General features: G+C 53.0%; 9 protein-coding genes and 16 tRNA genes. 24 read left to right on the top strand and 1 reads right to left on the bottom strand.

Going from position 1 to position 15047, the window contains the following annotated elements:
* Positions 1-111 precede the first annotated feature (111 nt).
* Positions 112-2670 carry a DNA mismatch repair protein MutS gene (mutS, locus tag RC73_RS09460; protein ID WP_404830129.1) on the bottom strand — a complete coding sequence of 853 codons (2559 nt, stop codon included), beginning with the start codon at positions 2668-2670 and terminating at the stop codon, positions 112-114.
* 317 nt (positions 2671-2987) lie between these two features.
* On the opposite strand from mutS, the gene recA reads away from it, so the two are divergent.
* The 24 genes from recA (at position 2988) to RC73_RS09340 (ending at position 14998) form a co-directional block, all read left to right on the top strand.
* Positions 2988-4052, top strand: a complete 1065-nt coding sequence (gene recA / locus RC73_RS09455; RefSeq protein ID WP_039034396.1) for a recombinase RecA — start codon at positions 2988-2990, stop codon at positions 4050-4052.
* Positions 4053-4063: 11 nt separating this feature from the next.
* Positions 4064-4495 (top strand): regulatory protein RecX, encoded by a 432-nt coding sequence (locus tag RC73_RS09450; protein ID WP_082014289.1) that lies wholly within the window; start codon positions 4064-4066, stop codon positions 4493-4495.
* 468 nt (positions 4496-4963) lie between these two features.
* Positions 4964-7588 (top strand): alanine--tRNA ligase, encoded by a 2625-nt coding sequence (gene alaS, locus RC73_RS09445; RefSeq protein ID WP_039034395.1) that lies wholly within the window; start codon positions 4964-4966, stop codon positions 7586-7588.
* Between the two features lie 22 nt (positions 7589-7610).
* On the top strand, positions 7611-8849 hold the full coding sequence (locus RC73_RS09440) for an aspartate kinase (protein ID WP_052248113.1): 1239 nt from the start codon (positions 7611-7613) through the stop codon (positions 8847-8849).
* A 116-nt stretch (positions 8850-8965) separates the two neighbouring features.
* Positions 8966-9163 (top strand): carbon storage regulator CsrA, encoded by a 198-nt coding sequence (gene csrA, locus RC73_RS09435; protein WP_025011666.1) that lies wholly within the window; start codon positions 8966-8968, stop codon positions 9161-9163.
* A 204-nt stretch (positions 9164-9367) separates the two neighbouring features.
* A tRNA-Ser gene (locus RC73_RS09430) sits at positions 9368-9459 on the top strand.
* Positions 9460-9477: 18 nt separating this feature from the next.
* Positions 9478-9554, top strand: a tRNA-Arg gene (locus RC73_RS09425).
* Positions 9555-9585: 31 nt separating this feature from the next.
* Positions 9586-9662: transfer RNA gene (locus RC73_RS09420), tRNA-Arg, on the top strand.
* Positions 9663-9691: 29 nt separating this feature from the next.
* Positions 9692-9768, top strand: a tRNA-Arg gene (locus RC73_RS09415).
* A 42-nt stretch (positions 9769-9810) separates the two neighbouring features.
* Positions 9811-9887: transfer RNA gene (locus tag RC73_RS09410), tRNA-Arg, on the top strand.
* A 30-nt stretch (positions 9888-9917) separates the two neighbouring features.
* A tRNA-Arg gene (locus RC73_RS09405) sits at positions 9918-9994 on the top strand.
* Positions 9995-10002: 8 nt separating this feature from the next.
* A tRNA-Ser gene (locus tag RC73_RS09400) sits at positions 10003-10094 on the top strand.
* Between the two features lie 18 nt (positions 10095-10112).
* Positions 10113-10189: transfer RNA gene (locus tag RC73_RS09395), tRNA-Arg, on the top strand.
* Between the two features lie 31 nt (positions 10190-10220).
* A tRNA-Arg gene (locus tag RC73_RS09390) sits at positions 10221-10297 on the top strand.
* A gap of 29 nt (positions 10298-10326) precedes the next feature.
* Positions 10327-10403 (top strand) — tRNA-Arg (locus RC73_RS09385).
* 8 nt (positions 10404-10411) lie between these two features.
* Positions 10412-10503: transfer RNA gene (locus RC73_RS09380), tRNA-Ser, on the top strand.
* Positions 10504-10549: 46 nt separating this feature from the next.
* Positions 10550-10626 (top strand) — tRNA-Arg (locus tag RC73_RS09375).
* An 8-nt stretch (positions 10627-10634) separates the two neighbouring features.
* A tRNA-Ser gene (locus RC73_RS09370) sits at positions 10635-10726 on the top strand.
* 46 nt (positions 10727-10772) lie between these two features.
* Positions 10773-10849: transfer RNA gene (locus RC73_RS09365), tRNA-Arg, on the top strand.
* Between the two features lie 8 nt (positions 10850-10857).
* Positions 10858-10949, top strand: a tRNA-Ser gene (locus tag RC73_RS09360).
* A gap of 46 nt (positions 10950-10995) precedes the next feature.
* Positions 10996-11072 (top strand) — tRNA-Arg (locus tag RC73_RS09355).
* Positions 11073-11762: 690 nt separating this feature from the next.
* On the top strand, positions 11763-12029 hold the full coding sequence (locus RC73_RS09350; protein WP_039034394.1) for an OadG family transporter subunit: 267 nt from the start codon (positions 11763-11765) through the stop codon (positions 12027-12029).
* 26 nt (positions 12030-12055) lie between these two features.
* Complete coding sequence (oadA, locus tag RC73_RS09345; RefSeq protein WP_039034393.1) at positions 12056-13855, top strand: sodium-extruding oxaloacetate decarboxylase subunit alpha; 1800 nt, start codon at positions 12056-12058, stop codon at positions 13853-13855.
* Between the two features lie 9 nt (positions 13856-13864).
* The gene (locus tag RC73_RS09340; RefSeq protein WP_039034392.1) at positions 13865-14998 is read left to right on the top strand and encodes a sodium ion-translocating decarboxylase subunit beta; all 1134 of its coding nucleotides are present in this window, start codon (positions 13865-13867) and stop codon (positions 14996-14998) included.
* Positions 14999-15047: the final 49 nt, after the last annotated feature.

The following is a 15047-nucleotide window of genomic DNA, read 5'->3' as shown; positions in this document are numbered from 1 at the left end:
GTCATCGGATTTTCTATTTTACGAAGCAGCCTTCATATCAACCGCGCAACAGGCACATTTGCTCGGTGAAATCGTTGTTTCAAGTTGAGCTGAAAACTGAAATTCAAAGGTTTAGTTTGCCAACGCCTTGAGTTTATAGATTAAGTCCAGCGCCTCTCTCGGGCTGAGTTCATCCGGATTCAGTCTGCCAAGCAGAAGTTCAAGCTCAGATGGCGGTGTTTCCAGTTGCAGTGTGGCCTGTGCCTGAACATGGGGTGCCTGACCGTGATCGCGACTTTCAAGTTGTTGCAGTTTCAATTTGGCGGCCTTGATCACCGAGGCCGGAACACCGGCCAGTGAAGCAACCTGCAAACCATAGCTCTTGCTGGCGGCTCCTTCTTGCACTGCGTGCATAAAGACTATGCTGTCGCCATGCTCCATGGCATCCAGATGTACATTGGCAACCTGGGGCATCAATTCTGCTAACTGAGTCAGCTCGAAGTAATGGGTGGCAAACAGTGTCATGGCGCCCAGTCGCTGGGCCAGATACTCTGCCGCCGACCAGGCCAGTGACAAGCCGTCATAGGTGGAGGTGCCGCGGCCAATCTCATCCATCAGCACCAGGCTCTCTGCGGTCGCATTGTGGAGAATATTGGCCGTTTCTGTCATTTCCACCATAAAGGTGGAGCGGCCCGAGGCCAGATCGTCCGAGGCGCCGATACGGGTGAAGATCCTGTCAACAGGCCCCAGAATCGCCTTATCTGCCGGCACAAAGCTGCCGATATGTGCCATCAGGGTGATCAGCGCCACCTGACGCATGTAAGTGGACTTACCGCCCATATTGGGGCCTGTGACCACCAACATTTTACGCTCAGGGCTAAGGGTTACCGGGTTGGCGATAAAGGGAGCCTGGCTGACTCGCTCAACTACTGGGTGACGCCCGGCTTCAATATGTATGCCCGGCTTATCGCTCAACTCCGGTTGGTGGTAGTTGAGGCTGTCGGCCCGCTCGGCAAAGTTGCTCAGTACATCCAACTCGGCCGCCGCCATGGCAAAGGCCTGCAGTTCGCTGAGCTTGGGCAGCAGGAGATCGAACAGCTCGTCCCAAAGCTGTTTTTCCAGTGCCAGCGCCTTGCCCTGACTGGAAAGCACTTTCTCTTCATACTCTTTCAGTTCTGGGATGATATAGCGCTCGGTGTTTTTCAATGTCTGGCGTCTTTGGTAGCTCAGAGGCACCAGTGCCGACTGGCCGCGGGAAACTTCGATATAGTAGCCGTGTACCCGGTTGAAGCCGACTTTCAGGGTGGCTATTCCCGTTTGCTCTTTTTCCCTGACTTCCAACTGTTGCAGATAGTCACTGGCGCCTTCACTAAGGCGGCGCCATTCATCCAGTTCGGCATGATAACCATCGCGGATCACGCCGCCATCACGAATAAGTACCGGCGGGTTGTCGACAATCGCCCGCTCCAGCAGCGCGAGCTCTTCAGGGAATTCACTGAGCTGACGTTTCAAACGGCCAAGCTCGGGGCTTTGGGTATTTGCCAATAGTTGCTGCAGTTGCGGCAACAGCGCCAGCGCTTGTCGCAGACGGGCAAAGTCTCTCGGGCGGGCGCTTCTCAGAGCCAGGCGCGCCATGATCCGCTCCACATCACCAAGCGCCTTTAGGTCGTCATGCAACGGCTCGAACAGGCCGCTGGCAATCAACTCTGCCACAGCGGTTTGCCGCAGGCCAATCTGTTGATGGTCTCTGAGTGGCTGATGGATCCAGCGCTGTAACATCCTGCTGCCCATGGGGGTGGCGGTTGCATCCAGCACCGAAGCCAAAGTATTGTCCCGGCCACCGGCAAGGTTCACCGTCAGTTCCAGATTCCGCCGGGTGGCAGCATCCAACACTATACTGTCGCTCTGGTTAAAGCGGGTAATGGCATTGATATGGGGCAGAGCGGTGCGCTGGGTATCTTTGACATACTGCATCAGGCAGCCGGCTGCCTGCAGTGACAGCCTGGCGTCTGTTATGCCAAAACCACGCAGATCTTTGGTGCCGAATTGATCCAGCAACAATCGCATGCTGGTATCCAAGTCAAACTCCCACTCGGGACGACGGCGTTTGCCCTTGATGCCGGCAATCAGGCTTTGTTGGGAAAAGTCTTCGCTGTAGAGCAGCTCGGCCGGTTTGGTGCGTTGCAGCTCGGCCTCCAATGATTCAAGAGTGGCCAGCTCGGCAATCACAAAACGGCCGGAGGCCACATCCAAGGTGGCGTAGCCAAAACCGTTCTTGCCTTCGTAGACGGCGGCCAGCAGGTTATCCTGACGTTCTTGCAGCAGCGCTTCATCGGTGAGAGTTCCCGGAGTCACTATGCGCACTACTTTGCGCTCGACCGGCCCTTTGGACGTGGCCGGATCACCAATCTGCTCACAGATGGCAACCGACTCACCGAGCTGCACCAGCTTGGCGAGATAGCCCTCCACCGCATGATAAGGAATACCCGCCATAGGAATAGGATCGCCACCACTCTTGCCTCTGGCCGTCAGTGAAATACCCAAGAGCTCGGAGGCTTTTTTGGCATCATCGTAAAACAGCTCGTAAAAGTCCCCCATGCGATAAAACAGCAGCATTTCGGCATGCTGCGCCTTCATCGATAGATACTGGCGCATCATAGGGGTGTGTTTTTCCAAATCCGGGTTATCCATAGGCGTAATCACTGCATTCATGGGAGCTTTCAGATATTTCCTTGACTGTGTTTCCAAGAGCGGTTGCCCTTTTTTAATGGCGCCAATAGTATCAGTTATTCATCACTGAGCCAGTCGTGGGCGGGGAAATTTTACGCCTTCGGTCACAAGTGATTGATCAGCAAGCGGCCTTTAAATAAATTATCGCCAGCACTTGATACTGTATGATTGTACAGTATACTAGGTGGCAGATTGGTATTTACCCCAAAGCTCTGAATAAAGGGGCGGCAACATAGATTTCAGGCGACGTATTGCGCCGCAATCAAGAGGGAACAGGAATGAAAATAGATCCAAACAAAGAGAAGGCGCTTAACGCAGTTCTGGGACAGATAGAGAAGCAGTTCGGTAAAGGTTCTATCATGAAACTGGGTGAAGACAGAACCATGGATGTCGAAACCATCTCTACCGGTTCGCTTTCTCTGGACGTGGCTCTAGGGGCCGGCGGTCTGCCAATGGGCCGTATTGTTGAGATCTATGGTCCTGAATCTTCAGGTAAAACAACTCTGACACTGGAAGTGATTGCTGCGGCGCAGCGTGAAGGCAAAGTCTGTGCCTTTATCGATGCCGAGCACGCACTGGATCCTATCTACGCCAAGAAGCTGGGCGTGGATATCGATAACCTCCTGTGTTCTCAGCCAGATACGGGTGAACAGGCGCTGGAGATCTGTGATGCGCTGACTCGCAGTGGTGCCGTTGATGTCATCATTGTTGACTCAGTGGCGGCTCTGACTCCCAAGGCTGAAATCGAAGGTGAAATCGGTGATTCCCATATGGGGCTGGCGGCTCGTATGATGAGCCAGGCAATGCGTAAGCTTGCCGGTAACCTCAAGCAGTCCAACACTTTGCTTATCTTCATCAACCAGATCCGGATGAAGATTGGGGTCATGTTCGGTAACCCTGAAACCACCACTGGTGGTAACGCTCTTAAGTTCTACGCCTCAGTTCGTCTCGATATCCGCCGTACAGGCGCTATCAAAGAGGGTGATGAGGTTGTTGGTAACGAAACCCGGGTTAAAGTGGTTAAGAACAAGATTGCCGCCCCCTTCAAACAAGCCGATTTCCAAATTCTCTATGGTCAGGGTATCAACCGTACCGGTGAGCTGGTTGATTTAGGCGTAGCCCACAAGCTGGTGGAAAAATCCGGTGCCTGGTACAGCTACAAGGGTGACAAGATTGGTCAAGGCCGTGCCAATGCAGGTAAGTACCTCAAGGAACACCCTGAAGTGGCTGCCGAAATCGAAGCGGCACTGCGCGCTAAACTGCTCAGCAAAGCAGAAGCAGCTCCTGCCAGCGCCGAGACGGGTGAAGGCAATATCGACTTGGAAACCGGAGAAGTTTTCTGAGCCAGTCGGTAATGGATGTTGCGGTCGCGCTGTTGGCGCGCCGCGACTATGGCCGCGAGCAACTCAAGAGCCGTTTACTGGGCAAGGGCTTTGAGTCGCTTGAGGTAGAACAGACTTTGGATAGTCTGGAAACCAAAGGCTTTATCGATGATCAGCGTTTCGCTGCAGCCTTGTTGCGCAGCCATATTGCCAAGGCCCACGGCCCGGGAAAAGTGCGTCAGGCACTGATGCAAAAAGGCTTGAATAAACAGTGTATCGAGCAGGTTTTGGATGCCTGTGATTGTGACTGGTTTGCCTTGGCGCGCAGCCGCGCACTAAAGAAATTCGGCGATAGTCCCGCTGATGATATGAAAGAAAAGGCTCGCCGAATTCGTCATTTGATGGGGCAGGGCTTTAGTTATGATCAAGTGGCATTCGCCCTTGAATATGACCCTTACGACTGATTTTTCTCTATCACTAAAGCCCTTTTCATAACCAAGTTTACCGCTGCCAAATCTCTGCAACTGACTTCATTTGACAAACCCCAACATTCACTCTTATTAAGTTGCAGCCTTTTTTGCGCTCTGTACCAGCACGCAATCCAGGTGCTAGTTTTTGCGCTTGTCGCCCATGGTTATATCCCGCTAAAGCCTCTGTATCCTGGTTTGCCCGCGCAGGTTTCTATACTCGCTGAGTAATTCAACACCTATGGCAAATAGCATTTGCCTACCCCGTTAATCCGGTTTTGGCTTATGCCGTTAATGCTCTCTGTACCTCGGCTGTATCAGGCGTCATACCCTGCGCAATCTAATTGGTATTCTGGCGCTGCATGCTTATAATGCTTGGCAAAAGAGCGCTCGAGTGGCCGGGCGATGCACGCCTTTAGACCACTTTTTATACATTATTCAGGCTTAAGTAACTCAGGACGATTTATGTACCAAACCACAGCAGCACTCAGAAGTGCTTTCCTGGAGTTTTTCCGCAAGAATGGCCATCAGGTAGTCGACAGCAGTTCTCTGGTGCCAGGCAATGACCCCACTCTGCTATTTACCAACGCCGGGATGAACCAGTTTAAAGACGTATTTCTCGGTATGGACAAGCGTAGCTACAGCCGCGCTACCACTTCGCAGCGTTGTGTTCGCGCCGGTGGTAAACATAACGACCTGGATAACGTGGGTTATACGGCCCGTCACCACACCTTCTTTGAGATGCTGGGTAACTTTAGCTTCGGTGATTACTTCAAAGAAGATGCCATTCGCTTTGCCTGGAGTTTCTTGACCGAAGAGCTCAAGCTGCCCAAGGAACGTTTGTGCGTTACCGTTTATCAATCCGATGATGAAGCCTTTGATATCTGGAACAAGCAGATAGGAGTTCCCGCCGAGGATATTATCCGTATCGGCGACAACAAGGGCGCACCTTATGCTTCAGATAACTTTTGGCAAATGGGCGATACAGGCCCTTGTGGTCCTTGTACTGAAATTTTCTATGACCACGGTGACCATATCCCTGGCGGTCGCCCAGGTACACCGGAAGAGGATGGCGACAGATTTATTGAGATCTGGAACATAGTTTTCATGCAGTACAACCGTCAGGCCGATGGGGTGATGGAACCTCTGCCCAAGCCATCTGTTGATACAGGTATGGGGATAGAGCGTATTGCCGCCATTATGCAAGGTGTGCATTCCAACTATGAAATTGACGTGTTCCGCACTCTGATTGCCAAGACGGCCGAGATCATCGGCGTAACAGATCTGGAAAACAAATCCCTGCGGGTTATTGCCGACCACATCCGCTCTTGCGCTTTCCTGATTGCCGATGGCGTGATGCCGTCCAATGAAGGCCGGGGCTATGTACTGCGGCGTATCATCCGCCGCGCCGTGCGTCACGGTAACAAGCTGGGTGCCACTGATACCTTTTTCTATAAGCTGGTACCTACACTTATTGACGTGATGGGCGATGCCGCCAAGGGCCTTAAGGCGACTCAGAGCATAGTGGAAAAGGCGCTGAAAGCCGAAGAAGAACAGTTTGCCCGTACACTTGAGCGTGGTCTGGGGATTCTGGATGTAGCCCTGTCTGAACTCAAGGGCGATACCCTGGATGGTGAAACTGTATTCAAGCTCTATGACACCTATGGTTTCCCTATGGATCTGACCGCCGATGTTTGCCGCGAGCGTAATATCAAGGTCGATGAAGAGGGTTTTGATGCGGCGATGGCCGAGCAGCGTAGCCGGGCTCAGGCCGCCGGTCAATTTGGTGCCGATTATAACGCCGGGCTGAAGATTGATGCCGACAGTGAGTTCTGCGGTTACAGCGAACTGAGCGGCAACGGCAAGGTTATCGGCATCTATGTCGATGGTCAGGCGGTCGACACTCTGCAAGTCGGTCAGCAAGCGGTTATTGTGTTGGATAAAACCCCATTCTATGGCGAGTCGGGCGGCCAGGTAGGCGATAAGGGCCAACTGACAGCCGAAGGTCTGCTGTTTGAGGTGAGCGATACCCAAAAGTATGCCCAGGCCACAGGCCATATCGGCCAACTGAGTAAAGGCAAACTGACTCTGGGTCAGGAGCTGCTTGCGCAAGTCGATAAGAAACTGCGCCATCGCACCCAGCTGAACCACTCAGTGACTCACTTGCTGCACGCCGCGCTGCGTCAGGTATTGGGTGAGCATGTGACCCAGAAAGGTTCTTTGGTGGAGCCTGAGCGTCTGCGTTTTGACTTCTCCCACTTTGAAGCGGTTAAGCCTGAAGAGCTCAAGGCGGTTGAAGAGATGGTTAATACCCAGATCCGTCGTAACCACGAGCTGCAAACGGCCGAGATGGATATAGAGCAGGCCAAAGCTAAAGGCGCCATGGCCTTGTTCGGTGAGAAATACGATGCCCAGGTTCGGGTTGTGACTATGGGTGACTTCTCGATTGAACTTTGTGGTGGTACCCATGTGGGCCGCACCGGTGACATAGGTCTGTTCAAGATCACTTCCGAAGGCGGTATTGCCGCCGGTATTCGCCGTATTGAAGCGGTAACCGGTGCTGCAGCCATGGCTTTCGTCGCCGAGCAACAGCAGGAATTGAATGATGCCGCTAACTTGCTCAAGGCAGACAGTCACTCTGTGGTCGCCAAACTCAAGGCGCAGTTGGAGCGTAGCCGCCAACTGGAAAAAGAGATTGCTCAGCTTAAAGATAAACTGGCCGCCGCTGCCAGCGCCGATATGGTTGCCGATGCGCAAGAGATTGCCGGAGTCAAGGTGTTGGTGAAACAGGTCGAAGGCATTGACCCAGGCTCTCTGCGTGGTCTGCAGGACGAACTTAAGCAGAAGCTGCAATCTGGCATAGTGGTGCTGGGTCTGGCTCATGGCGATAAAGTCAACCTTATCGCCGGGGTGACTAAAGACCTGACCGCTAAGGTGAAGGCCGGTGAATTGGTGGCCATGGTGGCCGCGCAGGTTGGTGGCAAGGGCGGTGGTCGCCCCGATATGGCTCAGGCCGGTGGTAGTGAAGTTGCCAACTTGCCTCAGGCATTGGCATCGGTAACGCCTTGGCTGACTGAACGTCTGGCATAATTTCGCCACCAACGAGGTCTATGTGACACAAGAAGTACGTTCAGGCAGTAACGAGCGACTGTATGTCAAAAAGTTCGGTGGCACCTCGGTAGGCTCGATTGAGCGTATCGAGGTGATTGCCGAGCAGATTGCCAAGGCTCAATTGAGCGGCGAGCATCAGGTGTTGGTGCTCTCTGCCATGGCCGGTGAAACCAACCGTTTGTTTGCGCTGGCGGGGCAGATTGACCCTGAAGCCTCGGCGCGGGAGATGGATATGCTGGTTTCCACCGGCGAGCAGGTGAGTATTGCCCTGATGGCGATGGCACTGGCAAAACGTGGTGTTAAAGCCAAGTCGCTCAATGCCGCTCAGGTGCAAATCCATACCAATAGTCAGTTTGGCCGTGCCAGTATCGAACGAGTTGATGTTCAGTATCTGCAGGAGTTGCTGGCCCAGGGCATTATCCCGATAGTGGCCGGCTTCCAGGGACGGGATCAATTCGGGGAAGTGACCACTCTTGGCCGTGGTGGCTCTGATACCACGGCGGTGGCATTGGCTGCTGCGCTCAAGGCGCGGGAATGTCAAATTTTTACCGATGTGGCCGGTGTCTATACCACAGATCCCAATATCGAACCGAGCGCCCAGAAACTCGATGCCATCAGCTTCGAAGAGATGCTGGAGATGGCTCGATTGGGTGCCAAGGTGTTGCACCCGGATTCAGTGTCTTATGCCGAGCGCTTTCAGGTTCCCTTGCGGGTGCTTTCCAGCTTTGAGCCCGGCAGTGGCACACTGATCCGTTTCGATGCCTGTGAAGACAAGAGTAATCAAGTGGCCGGTATCGCTTGCAGTAAAGGGCAGGCGATGCTGAGTCTTAACCGCTCTGACGATTCACCAGACCCTTTTGCGGCAGTATTTTCACTGTTGGCCGAAAACGGTGTCGACGTTGATTTGGTAACCAAGGCGGGGACGGATGACGGCGTCAGTTTTACCATGGATGCCGACAGGCTCTCTTGGGCGCTAAAGGTGCTTGATGAGGCGGCTCTTGGCCTGTCGTTGGGGCCATTGGTGTTTGAAAAATCCTTGGCCAAGGTCTCTGTGATAGGCGCCGGCGTGCATCGCAGAGCCGAGGCAACCGCCAAGGTGTTTGATATCTTGGGGAATGAAGGAATTCATGTTAAGTTGATGGCAACATCAGAGATAAAGCTGTCTTTGGTTATTGATGAAGCGGATTTATACAGGGCAGTTCGAGTTCTACATCACGCTTTTGAACTAAATAAGGTGTAATTAAACAACGGATTTAGTATTGAATACTATTAATTTGTACTAAGCTCACCTTATAATAATGGTTACGACGGATGAGCGCCGTGTGTAGAAAATATGGAAACTAGAGGAGCAATCGAATGCTGATTTTGACTCGTCGTGTTGGCGAAACACTGATGATTGGTGACGAGGTCACAGTGACAGTGCTGGGTGTGAAGGGGAATCAGGTACGTATAGGTGTGAATGCACCCAAAGAAGTTTCTGTGCACCGTGAGGAGATTTATCAGCGTATTCAGTCTGAGAAAACCGGAACCCCTTCTGAAGGTGGTAACTTCTGAGGCGACACAAAGTGAACCTCCGTCAGGAATAGAAGAGTCAGTTTTTAAACTGGCTTTTTTATTTTTTGGCGCCGGAAAACCCTTGATAGCACAGGATTTGCGCGTTATTTAGGTGGGCTGATTAAAAACAGGACAAACGGAAAAGGTTTCGGAAAAAGGGTTTGACTTATTTTCTTCAAACAGTAATATGTGCGCCAAGAAAACGGAGAGGTGGCCGAGTGGCCGAAGGCGCTCCCCTGCTAAGGGAGTATGGGCTTTATCTCCCATCGAGGGTTCGAATCCCTCCTTCTCCGCCATTTCTTAACGTGAAATACGCGCATGTAGCTCAGCTGGATAGAGTACCTGGCTACGAACCAGGCGGTCGGAGGTTCGACTCCTTCCATGCGCGCCATTTTTCGTTTTAGCAGTAAAGAATACAATTCGCGCATGTAGCTCAGCTGGATAGAGTACCTGGCTACGAACCAGGCGGTCGGAGGTTCGACTCCTTCCATGCGCGCCACTTCTGCTTTAGTTTTTCAAGATGATCAAGCGCATGTAGCTCAGCTGGATAGAGTACCTGGCTACGAACCAGGCGGTCGGAGGTTCGACTCCTTCCATGCGCACCATCTGAAACCTTAAAGACTGCTAAGAAAATTGCTTATCTGAAAGCGCATGTAGCTCAGCTGGATAGAGTACCTGGCTACGAACCAGGCGGTCGGAGGTTCGACTCCTTCCATGCGCACCAGATATCAAGTAAAGTACGTAATGAATTTAAGCGCATGTAGCTCAGCTGGATAGAGTACCTGGCTACGAACCAGGCGGTCGGAGGTTCGACTCCTTCCATGCGCACCAATTTACGCGGAGAGGTGGCCGAGTGGCCGAAGGCGCTCCCCTGCTAAGGGAGTATGGGCTTTATCTCCCATCGAGGGTTCGAATCCCTCCTTCTCCGCCATTTCTTAACGTGAAATACGCGCATGTAGCTCAGCTGGATAGAGTACCTGGCTACGAACCAGGCGGTCGGAGGTTCGACTCCTTCCATGCGCGCCATTTTTCGTTTTAGCAGTAAAGAATACAATTCGCGCATGTAGCTCAGCTGGATAGAGTACCTGGCTACGAACCAGGCGGTCGGAGGTTCGACTCCTTCCATGCGCGCCACTTCTGCTTTAGTTTTTCAAGATGATCAAGCGCATGTAGCTCAGCTGGATAGAGTACCTGGCTACGAACCAGGCGGTCGGAGGTTCGACTCCTTCCATGCGCACCAATTTACGCGGAGAGGTGGCCGAGTGGCCGAAGGCGCTCCCCTGCTAAGGGAGTATGGGCTTTATCTCCCATCGAGGGTTCGAATCCCTCCTTCTCCGCCATTCTTTACTATACTCTGAGAGCCAAGCTTTCTGAGTTCCGGATTAAGCGCATGTAGCTCAGCTGGATAGAGTACCTGGCTACGAACCAGGCGGTCGGAGGTTCGACTCCTTCCATGCGCACCAATTTACGCGGAGAGGTGGCCGAGTGGCCGAAGGCGCTCCCCTGCTAAGGGAGTATGGGCTTTATCTCCCATCGAGGGTTCGAATCCCTCCTTCTCCGCCATTCTTTACTATACTCTGAGAGCCAAGCTTTCTGAGTTCCGGATTAAGCGCATGTAGCTCAGCTGGATAGAGTACCTGGCTACGAACCAGGCGGTCGGAGGTTCGACTCCTTCCATGCGCACCAATTTACGCGGAGAGGTGGCCGAGTGGCCGAAGGCGCTCCCCTGCTAAGGGAGTATGGGCTTTATCTCCCATCGAGGGTTCGAATCCCTCCTTCTCCGCCATTCTTTACTATACTCTGAGAGCCAAGCTTTCTGAGTTCCGGATTAAGCGCATGTAGCTCAGCTGGATAGAGTACCTGGCTACGAACCAGGCGGTCGGAGGTTCGACTCCTTCCATGCGCACCAAATAGCAAAGAAGTAAGACGCCCCGCAATCGCGGGGCGTTTTGCTATCTGACTCTTACCCGTTTGTAATTACTTTCCTGTGGTGTTTTATCCGAAAACTTGCCCGCGGAGATACAGGTTCATTTGAGCCTTGCGATAAAGTCCTCCTCTGGGCCTTACACCTGCTTTGCTTACCATTTCGCTGTTGCTTCAGGCTGCGGCTGCTAACTGGGCTGATTGATTTTTAGGGAATCCATCACGGACAACTTCACCGCGGGAAGCGAACTTACCCGGATAAAATTAACGGCTCCCCATTTATATTCATAATGCCTCTATGTTGAAGCTCACTGGTCTTACAGACATTCTCTATGTCAGCTTTACTTCATATTGATCGTGTTATTGTCTTTTCCTTAAAAACTCAAGATGAATATTTATGAATCATCATCCTCTTTGAAGTTTTATTGATTTATTTTGGTATGACCAATTTACATGGGTAGGGGTTGTTTGTTATAGATTGGTTATCGTTTTTGACCTAAGTCACATAGTCTGGCAGAGGCTGGCCTGCTAGGCTAAAACATCTAATGACAGAAAATCATATTTTTTCGCATATTTATTATTGGTGTTAGCTCCTGGGGGAGTGAGCGTTATCGCCCCAAGCAAATCATAGACAGGAAAAGGTCTGCCAATCTGTTAACAAAATGAGGAAGATATAATGTCGCTTTCTGAGCAACTCTTGGAAGCTGTGGGGATTATGCTGCTTGGTATGGGGCTGGTTTATCTGTTCTTGGGGCTGCTGATTTTGGGGATCAGAGTATCAGCACGCTATTTGGCCCCCAAACCCAATTTGGAACAGAGTCAGTCACAAACTCAGGGCATGGGAGGGGTGCAATTCACAGTCGCGCCCCAGGCCGGTGCGCCCACGCCGCAACAGTTGGCAGCTATTAGCTGTGCCATTCACCAATACCGCAAACAGGCTTAACTGCCGTAATCTGATGGATAAGAAAGATGAGTAAAGCTTTAGCATTAACCGACGTTGTCCTGCGGGATGCTCACCAATCATTATTGGCAACCAGAATGCGTATCGACGATATGTTGCCAATCGCCGCCAAGTTGGACAGTGTCGGCTTCTGGTCCCTGGAATCCTGGGGCGGTGCAACCTTTGATGCCTGTATCCGTTATCTGGGTGAAGATCCCTGGGAGCGGATCCGGGCGCTGAAACAGGCCATGCCCAACACCCCGCAGCAGATGTTATTGAGGGGCCAGAACTTGCTGGGTTATCGCCATTACAGTGACGACTTGGTGACCCGGTTTGTGGAGCGCGCCCATGAGAGCGGGGTCGATGTATTCCGGGTGTTCGATGCCATGAATGATGTGCGCAACTTGCAAGCGGCGCTGAAAGCCGTGATTGATGTTGGTGCCCATGCCCAGGGCACAATTTCTTATACCACAAGCCCCGTACATACACAGCAAACCTGGCTGACGATGGCCAAGCAGCTGGAAGACATGGGCTGCCATTCACTCTGTATCAAGGACATGGCCGGTTTGCTCAAGCCTATGGAGGCCTTTGAGCTAATAAGCCGCTTGAAGTCGGAAACCGATCTCTTGATCACCATGCAGTGCCATGCCACCACAGGGTTATCAACCGCAACCTATCAAAAGGCGATAGAGGCCGGGGTCGATGTGCTGGATACTGCCATTTCTTCCATGAGTCAAACCTATGGTCACAGTGCCACCGAAACCTTGGTTGCCATGGTCGAAGACACCGATAGGGCAACAGGCTATGACTTGGCGCTGCTGGAGGAGATTGCCGCCTATTTCCGTGAGGTCAGAAAAAAATATGCCCGTTTCGAAGGGGCACTCAAGGGTATAGACTCACGCATTCTGCGGGCTCAGGTGCCGGGTGGCATGCTGACCAATATGGAAAACCAGCTCAGAGAGCAGGGCGCCGAGGACAAGCTGGATCTAGTGCTCGAGGAGATCCCAAGAGTGCGGGAAGATCTGGGTTTTATTCCGCTGGTGACCCCCACCTCTCAGATTGTCGGTACTCAAGCGGTAATCAATGTGCTGATGGGTGAGCGCTATAAGTCGCTGACCAAGGAGACGGAAGGAGTACTCAAGGGCGAATATGGCGCCACCCCGGCCAAGGTCAACAGTGAATTGCAACAGCGGGTGTTGCAGGGGGCGGAGCCTGTGAGTTGCCGCCCGGCCGATCTGCTCGCGCCCGAGCTTGAACATCTGCGGGCCGAACTGGCCGAAAAAGCGTTGGCGCAAGGTTTGAGCCTTAGTGAAGAGCGCGACGATGATGTGCTGACTTATGCGCTGTTCCCGCAAATCGGCCTGCAGTTTATTAAGAACCGTGGCAATCCAGCGGCATTTGAACCTAAGCCAGAATTGGAAGCTCCTCTGTTACAAACAACTCAAACCAAGGCTGCCACCGGTGGGCGTCAGCCGGAGGTTTATACCGTGGACGTTCAAGGCCAGCGCTTTGTGGTGCAGGTCAGTGAGGGCGGTGATATCAGTCAGGTAGCGCCTTTGCCGGTGGCAGAGCCGCAGGCTGCTCCTGTGCAGGCTCCTGCTGTTGCCTCTGGCCCGGAACTGGAGATGAGCGCGCCGCTTTCCGGCAATATCTTCAAGGTACAGGTGGCTGCCGGAGACAGCGTTCGCGCCGGTGATGTCGTTATCATCCTCGAAGCGATGAAGATGGAAACTGAGATCCGGGCTCAGGCCGATGGTGTTGTCAGCCGCATCCTGGTCAAGGAAGGCGATGCCGTCAGCGTCGGTACCAAGCTGTTGGCACTGGCCTAAGGAGCTATGATGGATGGTTTACTCGCTTTTTGGTCCGAGACGGGAATAGCGCACTTTACCTGGCCGCAGGCATTGATGATGTTGGTCGGCGCCTTGCTGTTGTATCTGGCAATAGTGCGCAAGTTTGAGCCATTGCTGCTGCTTCCCATCGGTTTCGGCGCCATTTTGGCCAATATCCCCAACGCAGGTTTTACCGAGGAAAATGGGCTGCTCTACTATGTTTATCATGTGGGCATAGATACCGGGGTTTTTCCGCTGCTGATCTTTATGGGGGTCGGCGCCATGACAGACTTCGGTGCCCTGATAGCCAACCCCAAGATGCTGCTGTTGGGAGCTGCTGCTCAGTTCGGGATCTTCGCCACCCTGATTGGTGCGATAGCCCTGAACCTGGTGCCCGGGTTTGAGTTCAGTATGCAGGATGCCGGTGCCATCGCCATCATTGGCGGCGCCGATGGCCCCACGGCCATTTTTCTCGCCTCCAAACTGGCGCCTGATTTGCTGGGAGCCATTGCGGTGGCGGCATACTCCTACATGGCTTTGGTGCCGCTCATTCAGCCTCCCATCATGCGGGCCTTGACCACGGAAGCCGAGCGGCAGATCAAGATGGAACAGCTGCGGGAAGTCAGCAAGAAGGAGAAGATCATCTTCCCCCTTATGGTGCTGGGAATGACCATACTGTTTTTGCCGACGGCGACCCCCCTGGTGGGCATGTTCTGCTTAGGAAATCTGATGCGTGAGTCCGGGGTGGTGGATAGACTTTCCAACACGGCGCAGAACGAACTTATCAATATAGTCACCATTTTCCTCGGGTTGGCGGTGGGTTCCAAGCTCTCGGCCGAGCAGTTTCTTCGGGTCGAGACACTGGGGATCTTGCTGCTCGGGGCAGTGGCTTTCAGCATTGGCACCGCTGCCGGGGTCTTGATGGCCAAGCTTATGTGCAAACTCAGTGGTGGTAAGGTTAACCCCTTGATCGGTGCCGCCGGGGTCTCGGCCGTTCCCATGGCCGCCAGGGTGGTGAATAAGGTTGGGCTAGAGGCCAATCAGCAAAACTTCCTGTTGATGCACGCCATGGGCCCCAATGTGGCCGGAGTGCTGGGCAGTGCGGTCGCTGCCGGTATTCTGCTGGCGGTATTGGGGAACTGAGCGTTTTGCTCGCTGAATCCCTGAGTTCAATGACGTTGAAAGATAACCG

Origin of the sequence: Shewanella sp. ECSMB14102 (assembly GCF_000813075.1) — a bacterium.
In the GTDB taxonomy this organism is placed as follows: Bacteria; Pseudomonadota; Gammaproteobacteria; order Enterobacterales; family Shewanellaceae; genus Shewanella; species Shewanella indica.
This window is presented reverse-complemented; position numbering and strand designations above follow the sequence as displayed.